Source organism: Halorubrum sp. SP3 (assembly GCF_005435195.1).
Lineage (GTDB): Archaea > Halobacteriota > Halobacteria > Halobacteriales > Haloferacaceae > Halorubrum > Halorubrum sodomense.
The window spans coordinates 20,510-36,139 of record NZ_SGTU01000022.1 but is presented as its reverse complement, the minus strand read 5'-3'; the positions used below and the strand labels follow the sequence as shown (position 1 = coordinate 36,139).

The following is a 15,630-nucleotide window of genomic DNA, read 5'->3' as shown; positions in this document are numbered from 1 at the left end:
GCTTCGTCCTTCTACTCCGTGATAACAGCTGATTAGATCGCTATTCAACACAGCAGTTGAGGACGGTTTGGTCGTTCAGATCCGTCTCCTCATCATCGGTATCGCGCAGTGGATGGCTGATGTCGGGTTCGCGGGGGACGGCAACGCCCGCCTGGGACGCTTTGATGAGAATCGTCCGCGCAGCCGTCTGGACCGTCTCCTGGAGATCGGACGTGAACCGCTAGTGCCAGTTACGCCACAGCGTCGATTGATCTGGGATGGTTTCAAATCCCAGTTCTTCACAAAGCTCCGGTTGCTGGTCAAGATACTCGAGCAGGGCCGTTTCGTGGTCCCAGCCGTGGAGTGTTTCGAGCAGGAAGACTCGGAATAGCTGGCTCATCTGGTACTGTGACGAGCTGGCGTACCGGTCGTTCGGTCCGAAATCATGGTAGGCGAGGGGGTAGTGGCAGGCGAACTCGTCGACGGAGGCGTGGGCCTCGTGTGTGAACCAGACCGTGGCGACGGTCCGAATGTCTTCTTCGAGCGCAGCGAGCGAGTGCCGGTCGTACAGCGGTGTCGTATCGTAAGCGGGCCAGTCAGTGAACCGTTTCTGGGCGAGATGTCAGAAGGTAGTCCGAGTGGGGTGTCGAAGGCACTAACCGGTAGAGAACACGTTTTCAGGAAGAACCCTTCTAAACGCTCAATAGAGGGGGGACACGTACTATGATGAGTGGCAACTTGTGTGAAATATATCAGAATATCGGTGAAACATGTAGAGAATGGATTCAATAAGATCGTGACATCCACCTAACCGGTTACTACAGGCATCCTCGCCAGAGCAGCACATCGACCGCTCACGTCGACTACTCCGATGCCCGGCAGTCTGTCCGGATCTCTTGTACCGACAGGTCGCTGTCGGTGGTGATCGTCACTTCGCCCTCGCTAGTCGTCACGACGAGATCGACCTCCGCGGGTTCGGTGTCGGTCACCGTCGCCGTCGGGTTAGGGAGTTCCCACGGAAAGCACTCCTCGACTGCCACGCCCACCGCGTCTAGAGCTGCCAGTACACGGGCATCGGTTAGAAACGGTAGCATGAATCCGGTTCGAACCGTCCACGTGCAGGTGTCACAGTCGATGTGAATCGGTGGCTCTGTCTCCGTGACGGCCGACGCCTCCACGGTCCGCGTCGTCGTCCCACCGCAGTCAGGGCACTGCCCACGACGGGCGAGGCCGATATGTTCGCGCGCGCGGTCGTAGACGGCTTCAAGTACCTCCCGGTCGGTCCGCTCAGCCAGGCCGTTCTTCGGTAACGGATAGGTGAACTCCTCGACGACACTGTCACAGGAGCCACACCGCAACGAGAAGAACTCACGCTCGTAGACGCCAGCGAGCCCCGCCCCGCAACGGGGGCAGTCGACGCCCGGATCGAGGTGGGTACGGTCGGGCGTCGCAGTCGGCCGGTGGGCCAGGACGGCGCGGTACAGCGCGGTGGCGCTAGCGGTCGGGACGTACCCGGCGTCGGTCTTCCGGAGGTAGACACCTCGGAGCCTGTCGAGATGGTAATTGAACTTCCCGCTGTCCTCCATTCCGACCGCCCGCATCAACTCGGAGTACCGCTGGGGCTCGGTATCGACGGCTTCCCAGTGAGACAGCAGGGCCAGTAGGATCTCCAGCCTGAGATCGTGACTCAACAGAGCAAACGCGTCCCGAGGCTGAGCGAGGCGTCCCTCGCCGTCGGTCATATGAGTTAGTCTGTGTGATATCGTAGTAAGCTTACCGCCGGTTGGCCGGCATAGAAATGTGGTTTGGTACCAAGACTTGTGAACCTGAATTCTCAAAACCACTAATATCCACTGGTACAAGGGTTAGACTGATGAGTGAGAACCTAAATGCATCTGCCGACCGATCCGCGTCGGCTGAGGAGACAGACTCAGAGCTATCGGCGTTCCGGCAGGTCGTCGAGTGGCTGGCCAACCGCAACAGCTTCGCCATTGTGGGCGTGTTCCTCGCCCTGGGTCTGACTGCCGACCACTTTGGCGTGCCCGAACCGGCGGACAACATCCTGTACCTCATCGGCGGGGTGTTGCCGCTGGTGCTGGCGACCGTTTCGACGACAGAGGACGGCTATGACCACGGCCTGTCGAACTGGGCACGGGCGAAGATCATCGTTTCACAACTCGTCTTTATGATTACCCCCTGGGGACTGTTTACGCAACTCCTCCAATCGGGCGGGACCGCCGTCGCCTACATCCGCCATCGCGGGCGACCGCCCAATCGAACTCGCAAGACACCGACGACGAAGTTCTCCGTCCCTGTTGAAAGGGAGTGGACGGTCACCAACGGCGGCATCACCAAGTCCACGTCCCACTCCTGGGGGCTTGTTTCCCAACGGTACGCCTACGACCTCGTGGTTACCGACGATGACGGAGACACTCACGAAGGGAACGGGCAGCGGTTAGAGGACTACTACGCGTTCGGCGAGCCGGTCACGGCACCCGCCGACGGCACCATCGTCGCCGTCGAGGACGGCCTACGTGACCACCCCGAACCCGGGAGCGCGCGGGTAGAGTGGCGAACCTGGAACATCGTCGGCAACTACGTCGTCATCGAACACGACGACGGCGAGTACAGCACACTGGCCCATCTCCGGGAAGGCAGCGTGACGGTCGCCCCCGGCGAGGAGGTCTCCCGTGGCGACGTCGTCGGTGAATGTGGGAACTCGGGCATGTCCACCGAACCTCACCTCCACTTCCAAGTCCAAGACCACTCGAACTTCTGGATCGCTGCCGGTCTCGTCCCCCAGTTCCGGGACATTGAGGTGCGCCGGCCCGACGATCGGCGGGCCGACCACGATGTTTACGGCACCCCTGACGAGGCCGAGACGCTGTACCTCTGGGCGGGCGACCGGGCCGCCGGTACCGAGGGGGGTGAGCCTGCGTGATTGACGGACTCGCCGTTCAGGTGACGGTCTTCGCGGGCCTGACTCTGTGGACTGCCGTGCTGGTCCGTCTCGCCCGTCGGTACGGTGAAATTCGCAAACCAATCTTCCATTCACACATCAATCCGTAGAATATGTCAGACAACCGGAATACTTCGCATATCGGTCGATTGATTGGCATCGGTGTCGCCGGCCTCGCTGTATTACTGATGATTCTGGACAGGACAACTGACCTGTCAGTACCCTATGGATATGACGGAAGCGGGTTCAATCTTCTAATTGGCGTCCTCGTAGCACTTCTGATCGTGGTTTACACCGGATTACGATACAGCGATGGTATTTAAACAGATTTACAGCGTGAAAATATTTCGAATGGCTGACATTGTCTATACCCATGAATAGGGTACCTGTAGCCGGCGGGGCCGCGGAAGTCCTCGGGGCGGTCGCGCTTGTCATCACGACGTTCACGATTCCGGCCTTCGCCGATATGGCGCTCGCATGGCGGATGCTCGCCGTGTTCATGATTCTCGAAGGGAGTAACAGGGTTCTTAACAACACGAACCTCTGAGCGCGGTTGCACGGAGCAAGTTCTCACACAACTACCGACTGGTTAGTGCGTGCTCTATACTGGGTAGACACCGTTGCTTTCTCGCGGTCAGTCTGTACTGTATATACGCAGTCCATACAACAACCATCGTATGAACCACCGAGCACCTGTCAAGAACAGCAAGAGTAATTCGGAGGGTGAGCTCAGCGCAGATGAAAAACAATACTGACCTCCCGCGATCAAATACTCTTAATGCCCCGTGTGACCCGTCGAGCCCTCCTCAGGTGTACCGGACTGGCCGCCACTGTTCCAGTTGCGGGCTGTGGGCTGCGGTCTGACGACGATGTCTTTCCCTCGGCCGGGAGTCTCGGGTTCGCTAACCTAGATGACCTTCCCCACAGGCTTGGTGTCCGCGTCGTCGACGCTCCGGAGACCTATCGGACGGATGACGGTGACGAGCGTGGCGTTCCTTTGCCACAGCGCCACCTACACGCGTCGGTGTCGCTCCGTCCCGGGGACACCGTCCTGTATCCGGACGCGTTCACCGAACCGATCGAGTACGAGGTGAAGATCACTGTCGACGGTGCACCGCCCCGATCCGAGGACGCTGAAACGGTCTCGTTTGACCCGCAAGCGGGTGAGGCTGGACAGTACCTGTCGGTCGTAACGGGCGAGACAGGCGAGACGACGTGGGTAGTGACGACTGCCGGTGTGAACGACCACTACGATCAGCCTGCTGAGGGCGGATAGCTCGGTGGATCTCGACTCGTCTTGAGCCGGCCCAAATTCAATTGGACGCGCTCGTCGTTCTCCCGGAGTGGTCACGCAGAAGCAGCGCCTTGGTCGTTCGAGACGCTCGCGTCGTACCACTGCCCATCGTAGCGGACGAACATGGTGTCTCGTAGGGTCTTCAGGAGAGACATTGAGGCTGCCGGCGTCGGCGTCGCCGGCGAGGCTTGCGAGCCATCCGTACAGACGGTCTGGGGTTCGTCGATAGCCGCATCCAGAAACGCCCGATCTGCCGGCAACAGCGGCGTCCTCGGCAATTTGGTGCCATACGTATCCAGGAGGCGCCCGATGACTGCTTCTCTCGTCGTGCCTCGGGGTTCGAACCGAATCCGGAAGGTGCGAATCGTTCGCTCGGCCCGGTCGGTTCGAGTGAGCCGGAGGACTGCCCCGTTCACCGCGAACAGTACCGCCTCCGGGCCGGTCAACTGGAAGCCGCCGACAGCAGTTGTGGGGTAGCGCAGGGTCAGTTCGAGCGGGTCGCCGTCCCTGTTGCGGACGATGGCGCAGGTGTCGGCGGTAGAATCTGTGAGGAGTCCTTCGGAGTCGGCCGCGAGGAACGCCGCCCGGTCGCGACGGTCGAGGGTGGCGTATCGGATGTCCGGCGTTGGCGACCCCTCCGGCAGCGTCACCGTCCGGGTCACCTCGACGCCGGCGACCTCCTCGATCGTTCGGACGGCTTGGTAGTAGGTGTCTTCAACGGCGAGAAAGGTGGTGTCGACGATACCGCTGGGGAGCGTACGCCGTTCGGTGGTGGGGTCACGGGCGAACAGCCGGAGCAGGTAGTCCGTGTACGTGCGAACAGTCTCGGGCGGGGCCCTGACCACCTGTTCGAACAGGGCGGCCCGGTCCAGCGGCTCCAGCGTTACCGTGTAGCCGTCGGTACAGGTCGGTTGACGAGCGGAACAGCCAGCGAAGCCGATGCCGGTTGGGAGGGCTGCGAGTGTGGTGAGGGCCGTTCGTCGCTTCACATACCCACCCTGACCGCTCGGTTCAAAAATCGCTTGCTAATCGTATTTACGGTCCCGTAGCGGCCGAGATGGCCCGTGATTTTCACGGGCCGGCCGCCTAATTCGCGGGCTGTCAGTACCAGCGTGACCGATACAGAGGATACATTCATCACTCAGCGGGAGCGCTCAATTATATACACACCGACGAAACAGGAGTGTATGAATACGTGGCGTCAGGCGCCAAGCAGTATATCACATCACGAAGTCGGTGCGGGGGCTGTCGCCGCCGCCGCGACGGTGGTTACCTCGGTCATCTACTTAATCAGCCTGTGGGCATTCGTCTCGACAGCAGAGGTGCCGTTCAACGTCGAGATCTACATGCTGGGCTATACTGGGTTCGTCTTCTTTGCCCTGTTTGTCACCCCGCTTGTAGGCTTCGTCGTCGGGACAGCGGTATGGCACTGGACGCTGTCGTCGACATCGAACCCGCGTCGAGGTGCGCTCGCAGGGGTCGTGACGGCACCCGGAACGGTGTTGGCCGTGTCAATACTGTTCAGCCTGTTGTTGGCCACTCGGGAGTTGCTTGGGGTGATCCCTGCGCTATTTGTGAGCCCTGTCGATGCGTTCGTAATAACCACGCACGGAGTCGTCATCTACTGGGGCCTTTTCACCAGCGTGATACTCGTGCCGCTCTGTGCGCTCATTGGCTGGGCGTACCAGCGCAGAGTGCTGTCTAGGAGTCGGTAACCGCTTACCTCCATGGGTCGTACAAGCTACGCTCATACTATCTCGTACGCCCCCTAGAACACCTCTTTGAGCTGGTAGAACCCCCGAATCAGTACGAACTCTTCAGCAACGAGACGATTCAGACGATGATCTGTCTGAAGAATAGAATTCCGACAGAGTCCGCGAGTTCATATTGCTTCACAAACATTGTGAGTCCAAATTGACACTAAACAGCACGTAAGGACACACTTCGCCACCGCGAACTACATAGCGGTATAGTCTACTAATACAAACTGATTAATTCGGGAGCATAATATCTTCATTTGAGTCCGATCCTCAGACGAACTGCTTCGGCTCTGGACCCACCCACATGAACACGAAACCACAGTTCGGTAACGGCGTTGAAGCACAACATGAACGGTTCGAAACCGACAGTCACGGTGATATCTACATTGTCGGAGACGTCCACGGGAGCCGAATAATTCTCGAACGGCTCCTCACGAAACTCGAATTAGAGGACGACGATCTTGTCGTATTCGTCGGTGATCTTGTGCGAAAAGGGCCGGACAGTCCCGGTGTTGTTGATCTCGTCCGTGAGGATCCGCGTCTCGTTAGCGTCCGCGGAAACAACGAGCAGAAAGTTGTGCGCGGTGACAAACACCCGGACTGGCTCCGCGAAGACGACCGCGAGTACTTCGAATCGCTTCCGGTCGCGATTTCCTTCGACGACGTTCTTGTCGTTCACGGTGGTATTGATCCCCAACAATCGCTTTCAGACCACACCGTCGAGGAGTTGCTGACGATGCGTTCCCCGCACGGCAACGGGTATGACGGTCCGTTTTGGTATGACGACTACGACGGACCCTACCGCGTCTTCTTCGGTCATACCGTTCATGACCACCCGGTGGAGCGAGAACACGCCGTCGGCCTCGATACCGGCTGTGTCTACGGCGGAACGCTCACCGCGTACGACTACCGGAACGACGAATTCCTCACCGTGGAGGCGAAGACGCATCAAGAACGCGCCAACTCGAAAATCGTCGATCCGGCCTGAGCGACTCCATTCAGACCTCCCTCTCGATACTCGAGGAGCTGTTAGCGGTGAATAACCGACACCGTGCTAAACGGTACTCTGACCGCAATCACTCGTACTCGGTCTGAAGGCGATTCCGTACTCCCTCTCGCGTTTTGAAGTACCGTCGGCCGCCCTCCGCCGTCCGAACAGCCCAGTCGTACGTCTCGCTATCAGGACGATACCAGCGATCAGAGTACATGTCGAACACAGACACGTTTCCCCCATCCGAGTGGGTCTGTTCTTCATCGGCATCGAGATCGGCTTCATCCGACCCCTCGGATCGAGCTTCTGTCTCGCTCTCTGTGACCTCCCCAACGAGAAGCGCTTCCTCGATGAGATCCGTATCGACGATCATCCCCGGACCGTAGCCGTGATCGAGTGCTGCTTCCGTCGCTGCCATCAGTATCTCTTGGATGTCTCGAACCGGGTCGTCGTCGGAAGAGACCGCTTCGTAGGTTCCGTCGCTTTGCATCACCCATCGACGGCGGTTATCTGTTAGTGACGCCTCCAATATGAACCGGAGCTGTTCGCGCAGTTGCGTGTCTTCGACCGGCGTGACCGCTTCTACTCGATAATCGAGATTCCGGGTCATCCAATCGGCGGAGCCGATGTACCACTCGGGACTGCCTCCGTTCTCGAAATAAAATATCCGAGCGTGTTCGAGGAATCGGCCGACAATCGAGTGGACAGTGATATTGTCGCTCAGTCCTTCGATACCGGGACGAAGCCGGCAGATATCTCGGACGATCAAATCGATTTCGACGCCGGCCATCGAAGCACGATAGAGTTCCTCGACCATCGACGGGTCTTCAAGCCCGTTTATTTTGACCACGATCCGTGCCCGCTGACCAGCACGAGCATGCTCGGCCTCTCGTCTGACCATCTCCGTGAACCGCTCACGCATCGTGACGGGTGCAATCAAGAGCTTCCGGAAGCGGTCGTCGAGCGTCGGTCCGGTAAAGAAATTGAACACCTTCGTGAGATCGAACCCAATGTCTCGATCAGCGGTCAACAACCCCAGGTCGGAGTACCCTTTCGCGGTTCCTGAATGGTAGTTTCCGGTGCCGATGTGCGAGTAGAGCTGAACGCCATCGTCCTCTCGACGCACGACGAGCGCCGTCTTCGTGTGCGTCTTCAACCCTACAGTCCCGTACGCGACGTGGATGCCCTCCTCTTCGAGTTGCCGAACCCATTCGAGGTTGTTTTTCTCGTCGAACCGAGCCTTCAGTTCGACCATCACCGCGACCTGCTTGCCGTTGTCGGCGGCATTTATAAGGCTCTGAATTACCTTCGAGTCGCTCGCGGTTCGATAGATCGCCGCCTTCACCGCGAGCACGTCGGGATCGGTCGCGGCCGCGTTGAGGAATCGCTGAACCGTCCCCTCGAACGAGTGATACGGGTGGTGCGCGAGAATGTCCCCGTGTTTAATTTCGTCAAAGATACTCTTCGTCTCGTCTCTAGTATCACTCGCCAGTGAGCCTAATCGGGGATGAGGCTTTGGTGACCACGCCGGCGGCTTGAGATCGGGGCGATCGAGATCGATGAGCTCGAAGAAGTCCTCGAAGTCGATCGGTCCCTCACGGTGGAACACTTCTCGGTCGTCGACCCCGAGCTGATCTTTGAGAATCGTCAGTGACTCATCGGGCATATCGGCGTCAACCTCTAGCCGGACTACCGTCGCGAAGCGTCGCTGTTCGATGACCTCCTCAACCATATCGACGAGGTCTTCGGCGACCTCTTCGTTCCGCCGCACCTCGGCGTTTCGCGTCACCTTGAATTTCGATACGTCACGGATGTCAAGATCAGGGAGCAACAGGTCGAGGTTACGTTCGATGAGGTCTTCGATGAGAACGTACCTGTCAGCCTCGCCAGAAACGCTGATGAGGCGGGGTTGATTCGGCGGAATCTTGATCCGGGTGAATGTCGGCTCTTCACCCCCGTTCGACGAGAGCACAGCGAGCGAAAGCGAGAGGTTAGAGATGAACGGGAACGGGTGAGCGGGATCGAATGCGAGCGGCGTCAGTGTCGGCAGAATAGACTCCTCGAAGTGCGTCCGCAGCTGTTCTTGATCTCCTTCGGGTAACTCGTCAGGGGTACAGATCTCGATCCCTTCGTCGGCGAGCGTCGGTTTGAGAACAGACTGCCAGTATTCCGACTGCTGCGCAAAGAGCGGGCGTGCGGTGTCGAGTACTTCGACCCACTGCTCTTTCGGTGTCCGTCCATCGGGCGTCGTCTTCGTCACGCCGGCGTCGATCTGCTGTTTGAGTCCGCCGACGCGCTTCATGAAGAACTCGTCCGTGTTTTTTGTGAAGAACGCGAGAAATCGGAGCCGTTCGAGCGGCAGATTCCGATCGTCCATTCCCTCTCGAAGAACTCGCTCCTGAAACGCCAGTTCGGAGAGTTCTCTGTTGAGGTAGTACTCTGGGTCTGTGAGGTCTCTGTCGGTCACAGAATCACCCGCATAGAGAACGTTGATACCGTGAAGCGGCTCCTGTATCTGTCAAACTGAAATCCTCCTATCATTTCTGGGACAGCGGAAATGAGAGAGTGACACTCATTTTCCGGGTTCACCTGACTGTGATCGGTTATCTTTCGACATCGGACTAGCGGGATGAGGTCTCGACTGACGGTTCGGGTGCTGACAGAGACCCCCCGCTACCGGATAGGGCACCATCGGGGAGCCATGTGTCGTCGCGTTCCATCCACTCCCCGATCGGAAGTCGCTGAGTAGTCTCTGAGGGGATGACAATTTCAGTAGCGTTAGAAATGATCTCGTACTTTCGAATTGCCATTTTGGGCTCGTTGAGATCGTGCCTACCTAGATGTGACTTCACGCGAGCGTACAGATCCTGTTTCGAATACTCGCTTCGTCGCCCTTCGAGTGCGCGAACGGCGTTACAAACTGGACAGCTAAGGACCATAGCCGATTTCATGACTTACAGATGCTACGCTAACTACAAGAAGCCCGATCAATAGTTGTATATACTAATATATAATATTTAAAACCGTCCGTGTCGAGGCTAAGCTCACGGATAACAACCTCTCCCCCCCGAGCGAAGTCGGTAGACTGAGTGAGGTAAGGTACGGTTGTTGACCACGGTTGCTCCGGTCAGTGGGGGCGCTTCGCCGACGCGTCGGCAATCGTCTGAAACTGCGTCGGGTCTCGGAGGAACTCCTCACCCGTGTTGGTGATCGCCGACTGGTCGATGTATTCGACGCCGTCGCCGTACACCGCTAGCACGGGCTCGTCTTTGAACTCACCAATCGGGCGAGACGTGGTACACTCTATCCCGACGTACGTCCCTCCCGGGAGGGTGGGCGCGTCCGCGTACACCGCCGGGAGGTCGTCCTTGTGAACGCCGACCAGCATGTGACCGGGAAGGATCACCATCGCGGTCCGGTAGCCGATCGCCGGCTGCGAAAGCATCCCGACAAGCAGATACGTGAGGTCCTCGCAGTCACCGCAGCCATCGACAAGCGTCTCCTCGACGGTTCGGATGTAGTCCGGCGCTCCCATCGATTCCGCATCCGTCGCGTATTCGAGCGAGTGTACAAGTCCGATCGCTCCGTCGAGAAGGACCGACTCAGGGAGCGACCGTCGAGCACTCTCGCCCATCGCGCTCGCGTTGACGAGCGTCTCCGTGAGCCGCTCGGCATGAGCGCTCGCCTTCGCCGCTTCGAAGCCACTCAGATATCCGTGCGTCTCGGCGGCCGCTTCTCTGTATGCGGACCGTTCGATCGGAAACTCCAGGCGCCACTCACGCCCGGACCGGTCCGTCCACTCGTACGTCATGGCGTAGCCGTCCGCGGTCCGTTCCCGAGCGACCGAATCTCTCCCGTCGATGGGTGTCGGCCGCGTCGGCTCGCTCGCAGAAAGAGACAGCGCCACAGACCACAGATCGGACAGTTCGAGGACCGAGGAAGCGACGACCCCGAGCGCGACTCGGTCCAGCGTTTTGTTGAGGAGTTCCCGTCGTTTCATGCCCACCGACGGATCACCTCGGATTCGTTCTTTACTGGGAGAGGCGTCCGAATCGGCGGCAGGCGAAACATCTGAGTCCGCGTCGACAGGGGCTTCGGATGCGACGGGGACCGGCAGCGTCGGGCTTCGCGACCGTCTCGCCCGCCGCAGTCGCGGTACATCCGGGCGGTTATCGGAAGCATTCGGGCTTGACGACGGAGTCGGCGTCCACCGTCACCCACGTCGACAGCCGCTCGTCATCGGTCGCCTCAGCTGGGAACACCGTGACCCGATCGGGACCCGACGACCGCCTGTCGACTTGGTGTACCAGACCGATGAACGCGGGACTCACCGATTTCCGCCCGGTCGTCTCGTCGTTCTTCGACCTCTGGTTGGTATCTATTGTCATCTGTTACTCGTTCGAGTTATTCGGCAGCCTGTGCTTGAACCCTTATAATAGGCGAACGGACGCGTCAGAAGCCGACCGGTGGGATATATACTCGTCGTGACCAGTCCGTCATGCCCCTTCTCGCTCAACGAAGACGAGTCCACTCCGACATTTAGATTGTAGTTTTTCAGATTGAGATAATCAGACTATGGCGTGGGCCCAGACGGGACTCCGGAGATGGGCGATCATGTCATAGTCGGCTTGATACAAATTCGACTCTCTCTTGATCAGAAAATTCCCGGCCGGCCGCTGATTTCGTACGGAGCGATATATATCACTCATAGCAACGAAAACGGTACCTCGGTGAAATTCCCGGGTATATGTCCTCGCCCGAATGCGGGACGCTATCTCCGGTACTCGATACGCTCCACACCGGTGTGGCGATCTATGACGCCGCCTCTGGGGCTGTTATCGACGCGAATGCGCGACTGGAGGAAATCCTCGGATACAGTTCGGACCGACTGCGTGAGCTCTCCGTGGCCGAATACACGGCAAACACCTACCCGCACACCGAGTCTGAGTTCCACAATCGACTCTCCAAGGCCGCCAACGGAAGCCCGCAACAGTTCGTGTGGCGAGCCAAACGAGCGGACGGCGAACTCATTTGGATTCAGGTGTTCACTTCGCGACAGCGCCCGACGGCGGACCGCTGTGTCCACGTCGAGGTACGAGATATCACACGGCACTACGACACCCATCATCGAGCGGAACTGTTCTGGCGCGTCCTCCGGCACAACCTCCGGAACGAGGCCGCGATTATCATTGGATGTGCGGAGCAGGCGATGAACGGCCCCGAGAGCGGACCGTCCGAAGAGGTCATGTCGACCATTCGATCCAGAGGCGAGAAGCTCGGTAACATCGCCACGTCAGTGAAACAGATCGAACACGCGGTGACCGACTCGCAGACGAGCGTCGCCCGGGTTTCCGCTGCGGGCGCCGTGCGGGACATCGCGAATCGGATAGGCGCCGAGCACCCCGACGCGGACATCCGGGTCAGCGAACGGCAACGGATGTGGATCGACGTCAACGATGCGTTCGAGTACGCGCTCGCACACGCCGTTGAGAACGCGATCGTCCACAGCAACGACGAGGCGCCGGCAGTCGAGATAACGGTCGGCCCGTCGCCCAACACCGGTCGCGCGGAGATCCGCATCAAAGACACGAATCCGCCGATCCCACCCGAGGAGATCGCCGCGCTGTTTTCGCCGACCGTCACCACGAGCACGTCCCACGGCTCTGGGATCGGCCTGTTCGTGATGAAGTGGTGCGTCGAATCGCTCGGGGGAGAGGTGTTGTTCGAATCGCGGAATTCCGGGGGAAACGCCGTCTGCTTACTCCTGCCGCCTAAGCAGCACCAGGATTCGATGACGACCGATTGAGTTCGCTGTTCGCGACGGCGCGTACGTCTCGATGAGAGTTACCCTCCCTCAGTCAGCATGAACCGGTCTCCAATTCGCTCCATTCGACATCGATCCGAGGTCTGTCGGCAGCGCCACGTCCGGAGGCGAAACGAGGGGAGGTTCACGAAAACAACCGAGGCGACCGCACCTGTGAATTACCTTGATAATCACAAGCCCACACCGGGACATACGGAGCGGAACGGATGTCTATTGAACCGAAAGTGATGTGTTTCTCTTGGAGATCTCATCCATCGGTAATTCCGCCTTCGAATTCGTCACTGAGGTGCGATTCAACTTCGTAGCGGGGAGCCAAGTGGTCAGCCGTCACGATCCGATAGCCGTCTGATCGACTCGCACTGTGTATGTAGCAGTGCCGTTTCGAACTTCCCATCCTCTGTCAGCAGCGGTAAGACCGATTGAAAAGATAGATTTGCGGAACCAGTACAGACAGTCAGAGCTGAACCGACTGTCACTGATTATTGACTCCTGGCGTCGCGTCCTCGGGGCGAAAATCCTCACTCCGACATCGCTGTACCAGTCCACAACTTAATAACTGCGAGCGTACCGAGGTCGGCGACGAGGAGCACCACGATAGCAGCGATTGGTGTGCCGGCGCCCAGTCCCTTGGCGACGAGGTAGACAGCGACGAACACGGCAGTCACGACAGCACAGGCCACGAGCGCCCACGCAACCGCCAGCGGGGGTTCGTACTGGTGCGGCCAGCGGTCGTAGAGTTGCGGGACGCCGACCCCGAGTGTCATCAGCACGAGGAAGCTGGCCTCGAACCCGCTGTCCAGCCAGTGCTGGACGCTGTAGGCGGTCGGAAGAGCAACGACGATGGCAGCGAGGAGGACTGGAGTCTCTGGGCCGAATAGCCATCCCTCGTTCGTTCGAGGACGCCAGACACGTCCGGCTCAAGGGGACGGAAGTAATAAAATCTCGTCGCCGCCCCGGCCGCCTGAGCTACCTCCCGGGATGCCCCCCAGTCGAAGGACTGTAAGATTCGCTTTCGAATTGAGCAAGTATCGTCCCCGAAACTTCTTAGTAACTGCTGGTTTGGCACCTTGCCATGGAATCAAGGGACTACGCCATCCTGTTCGTGCTTGACGTAATTGCAACCGTAGTTGCTATTCTTGTGTACATTGGTATTGGCGGCTCATTCTAATCAGCTAGCGAAATTGCTCTTGGGCAAGCGATTGTTGGTGGGGGACTGTCTTACGGTTACGTCACAGCCTTGAACTGAGTAACTTAAGATCGACGCGGTTGTCACGAGCGAATCCGCCGATCATCTGCCCCGAACCACCCCGCTCCATGACGACCAGCGATCCGCTACGGAGGAGCGATCGTTATATTCAATGTGATCTCAATCTGGTGCCAGTATAAATGATAGATGCCCTCCGAAATCAGTTCGAGAAGGAAGACACTGAGACGCTGGTCGTTGCTGGGATGGCACTGTCAGTCACCGGGAGCGCGGTGTGGGTAAGTGCCAGCGACGAACGAATCAGTAGCATTCTGGGTATCAGTATAAGTGCCCTGGGTGTCGCGGTGCTACTCGCCACTGTCGTCTGGGGTACCAGTGAAGAGGTCTGACCAACAATCTGCTACCCAAAAGCGAGCGAAATAGATGCGGCAAAGAACGGATGTGAGAACACTTCTCTGACACTTTAGTAATGCCTGGGCCTAACGAACCACGAATGTTCCACGTCGGGGTGATGGCATCGTAGATTGTAGCGAAGGCTATGGTCCATCGGTCGACTGCTTGTGGCCGGTTGGGATCTCCGCTGCTATGCTGTTGTAATCCCTTCCGGGAGGTCAATCACGGACACGTCGAACGTTTCGCGCCCATCGACGCGTACCGTCCGGCCGAGCGGCCCTGACTGTGAAGCTTGTACCTCGAACCCGCAATGTAGTTCGCTGGGCAGCGTAGCATCATACGGCTGGAATCGGCCTTCCACGATGATCGTGCCGTCCTCGTGTACATCAGGAGCTTGCACAGCAAGTTCTCGCACAGCACCGGTGTAGCCGTACGTGGTGCGGATGTCGGGCCACTGAGGCGGTTGCACGAACGCTCGGAGCCCCGCCGCCCCATCATAAGTGCGCGGGACCCCGATGTAAAACCGGAACGAGTCTGCCTGATATCCCTGATAGGATTCTCCGGCAGCGAGGTCTGCGACAGTCGAGTTCAACCTGAACTGCAGGGCAGGAATCACCGAGTCCGCATCCACGGCCATGTTGAACACTTGAAACCGGATTGCCGCGTAGCCGATCCCTTCGAACCCCTGATCGCTCTCGGCGGCACTAGCGGGGTAGGCCCAGATCAGGGTGTTCCCGTCACGGGTGGTTCTGGAGTCAACGCTCGCGGCCTTGCCCGGGAGTCGAGCGGTACAGCCAGCGAGGCTGACACTCGCAGTGGCGGTTACTCCGGCAAGAAAGCGCCGCCGAGAAACCGTCCGGGTGGGAGTCGTCGGACCGACCTGGTCAGCGGTGCCAGATGATGACTCGTCCTCGCTGGCGTAGTCCTCAGAAGAGGAATTTGATGAGCGGTGGCTGTGGAGGGGACCAAGCGGCATACCCGCAGTTCAAACGTGAACCACTCGTATGTTATGGCTGGACTCGATCCTCAGAGAGACAGCCTGAGGAGTCATGTTCGGGGGAGAGCCATCGACGTTTCCAGCGAGGATCGATTGCGAGACCCGCGCGTTGTATCTTACACGGCTCCGAGAACATATACCGTATCTGGTAGAAATCACAGCAGTAGCTACGCACATACACTGAGCAGTTGTTTCACTCGCGAGATTAGAGAAGAAAATCTGATACATC

General features: G+C 58.7%; 14 protein-coding genes. 8 read left to right on the top strand and 6 right to left on the bottom strand.

All coding sequences use genetic code 11. The features are described from left to right. The first annotated feature begins 67 nt into the window (after positions 1-67). Entirely contained in the window at positions 68-370 is a 303-nt protein-coding gene (locus EXE42_RS13945; RefSeq protein ID WP_137706748.1) for a hypothetical protein, read from the top strand. 472 nt (positions 371-842) lie between these two features. On the opposite strand, the gene EXE42_RS13940 is transcribed toward EXE42_RS13945, so the two are convergent. Further along, positions 843-1,721, bottom strand: coding sequence for an ArsR family transcriptional regulator (locus EXE42_RS13940; RefSeq protein ID WP_137694522.1), 879 nt, complete (start codon positions 1,719-1,721; stop codon positions 843-845). A 131-nt stretch (positions 1,722-1,852) separates the two neighbouring features. Between EXE42_RS13940 and EXE42_RS13935 the strand changes: the two genes are divergently transcribed. The 3 genes from EXE42_RS13935 (at position 1,853) to EXE42_RS13930 (ending at position 4,214) form a co-directional block, all read left to right on the top strand. Further along, complete coding sequence (locus tag EXE42_RS13935; RefSeq protein WP_158293711.1) at positions 1,853-2,920, top strand: M23 family metallopeptidase; 1,068 nt, start codon at positions 1,853-1,855, stop codon at positions 2,918-2,920. A gap of 391 nt (positions 2,921-3,311) precedes the next feature. After that, entirely contained in the window at positions 3,312-3,485 is a 174-nt protein-coding gene (locus EXE42_RS18610) for a hypothetical protein (RefSeq protein ID WP_158293473.1), read from the top strand. Between the two features lie 231 nt (positions 3,486-3,716). Further along, positions 3,717-4,214 (top strand): hypothetical protein, encoded by a 498-nt coding sequence (locus EXE42_RS13930; protein ID WP_137706746.1) that lies wholly within the window; start codon positions 3,717-3,719, stop codon positions 4,212-4,214. 71 nt (positions 4,215-4,285) lie between these two features. Here the strand turns inward: EXE42_RS13930 and EXE42_RS13925 are convergent, their stop codons facing one another. After that, positions 4,286-5,221 carry a hypothetical protein gene (locus EXE42_RS13925; RefSeq protein ID WP_137706745.1) on the bottom strand — a complete coding sequence of 312 codons (936 nt, stop codon included), beginning with the start codon at positions 5,219-5,221 and terminating at the stop codon, positions 4,286-4,288. Positions 5,222-5,344: 123 nt separating this feature from the next. Here EXE42_RS13925 and EXE42_RS13920 point away from each other — a divergent pair, with 123 nt between their 5' ends. Further along, the gene (locus EXE42_RS13920) at positions 5,345-5,947 is read left to right on the top strand and encodes a hypothetical protein (protein WP_158293474.1); all 603 of its coding nucleotides are present in this window, start codon (positions 5,345-5,347) and stop codon (positions 5,945-5,947) included. 349 nt (positions 5,948-6,296) lie between these two features. Beyond that, positions 6,297-6,980 carry a metallophosphoesterase family protein gene (locus tag EXE42_RS13915; protein WP_092921000.1) on the top strand — a complete coding sequence of 228 codons (684 nt, stop codon included), beginning with the start codon at positions 6,297-6,299 and terminating at the stop codon, positions 6,978-6,980. Between the two features lie 88 nt (positions 6,981-7,068). Here the strand turns inward: EXE42_RS13915 and ppk1 are convergent, their stop codons facing one another. Both ppk1 and EXE42_RS13900 read right to left on the bottom strand, forming a co-directional pair. Then, positions 7,069-9,450 (bottom strand): polyphosphate kinase 1, encoded by a 2,382-nt coding sequence (gene ppk1, locus EXE42_RS13910; RefSeq protein WP_092920999.1) that lies wholly within the window; start codon positions 9,448-9,450, stop codon positions 7,069-7,071. A gap of 660 nt (positions 9,451-10,110) precedes the next feature. Then, the gene (locus EXE42_RS13900; RefSeq protein ID WP_137706743.1) at positions 10,111-10,983 is read right to left on the bottom strand and encodes a hypothetical protein; all 873 of its coding nucleotides are present in this window, start codon (positions 10,981-10,983) and stop codon (positions 10,111-10,113) included. 747 nt (positions 10,984-11,730) lie between these two features. Between EXE42_RS13900 and EXE42_RS13890 the strand changes: the two genes are divergently transcribed. Further along, positions 11,731-12,789, top strand: a complete 1,059-nt coding sequence (locus EXE42_RS13890) for a PAS domain-containing sensor histidine kinase (protein ID WP_092920995.1) — start codon at positions 11,731-11,733, stop codon at positions 12,787-12,789. A gap of 536 nt (positions 12,790-13,325) precedes the next feature. Here EXE42_RS13890 and EXE42_RS13885 read toward each other — a convergent pair. Beyond that, entirely contained in the window at positions 13,326-13,571 is a 246-nt protein-coding gene (locus EXE42_RS13885) for a hypothetical protein (protein WP_137706741.1), read from the bottom strand. Positions 13,572-14,193: 622 nt separating this feature from the next. Between EXE42_RS13885 and EXE42_RS13880 the strand changes: the two genes are divergently transcribed. Then, positions 14,194-14,400, top strand: a complete 207-nt coding sequence (locus EXE42_RS13880) for a hypothetical protein (protein WP_092920993.1) — start codon at positions 14,194-14,196, stop codon at positions 14,398-14,400. Positions 14,401-14,594: 194 nt separating this feature from the next. Here the strand turns inward: EXE42_RS13880 and EXE42_RS13875 are convergent, their stop codons facing one another. Further along, a complete protein-coding gene (locus EXE42_RS13875) occupies positions 14,595-15,380 on the bottom strand; it encodes a hypothetical protein (RefSeq protein ID WP_137706740.1) in 786 nt (261 codons plus the stop codon). Positions 15,381-15,630 lie beyond the last annotated feature (250 nt).

Bases quoted from the DNA above. Each gene is read 5' to 3' on its own strand.
- EXE42_RS13940 (WP_137694522.1), bottom strand. From the start codon at position 1,721: ATGACCGACGGCGAGGGACGCCTCGCTCAGCCTCGGGACGCGTTTGCT.
- EXE42_RS13935 (WP_158293711.1), top strand. From the start codon at position 1,853: ATGAGTGAGAACCTAAATGCATCTGCCGACCGATCCGCGTCGGCTGAG.
- EXE42_RS18610 (WP_158293473.1), top strand. From the start codon at position 3,312: ATGAATAGGGTACCTGTAGCCGGCGGGGCCGCGGAAGTCCTCGGGGCG.
- EXE42_RS13930 (WP_137706746.1), top strand. From the start codon at position 3,717: ATGCCCCGTGTGACCCGTCGAGCCCTCCTCAGGTGTACCGGACTGGCC.
- EXE42_RS13915 (WP_092921000.1), top strand. From the start codon at position 6,297: ATGAACACGAAACCACAGTTCGGTAACGGCGTTGAAGCACAACATGAA.
- EXE42_RS13900 (WP_137706743.1), bottom strand. From the start codon at position 10,983: ATGAAACGACGGGAACTCCTCAACAAAACGCTGGACCGAGTCGCGCTC.
- EXE42_RS13890 (WP_092920995.1), top strand. From the start codon at position 11,731: ATGTCCTCGCCCGAATGCGGGACGCTATCTCCGGTACTCGATACGCTC.
- EXE42_RS13885 (WP_137706741.1), bottom strand. From the start codon at position 13,571: ATGACACTCGGGGTCGGCGTCCCGCAACTCTACGACCGCTGGCCGCAC.
- EXE42_RS13880 (WP_092920993.1), top strand. From the start codon at position 14,194: ATGATAGATGCCCTCCGAAATCAGTTCGAGAAGGAAGACACTGAGACG.
- EXE42_RS13875 (WP_137706740.1), bottom strand. From the start codon at position 15,380: ATGCCGCTTGGTCCCCTCCACAGCCACCGCTCATCAAATTCCTCTTCT.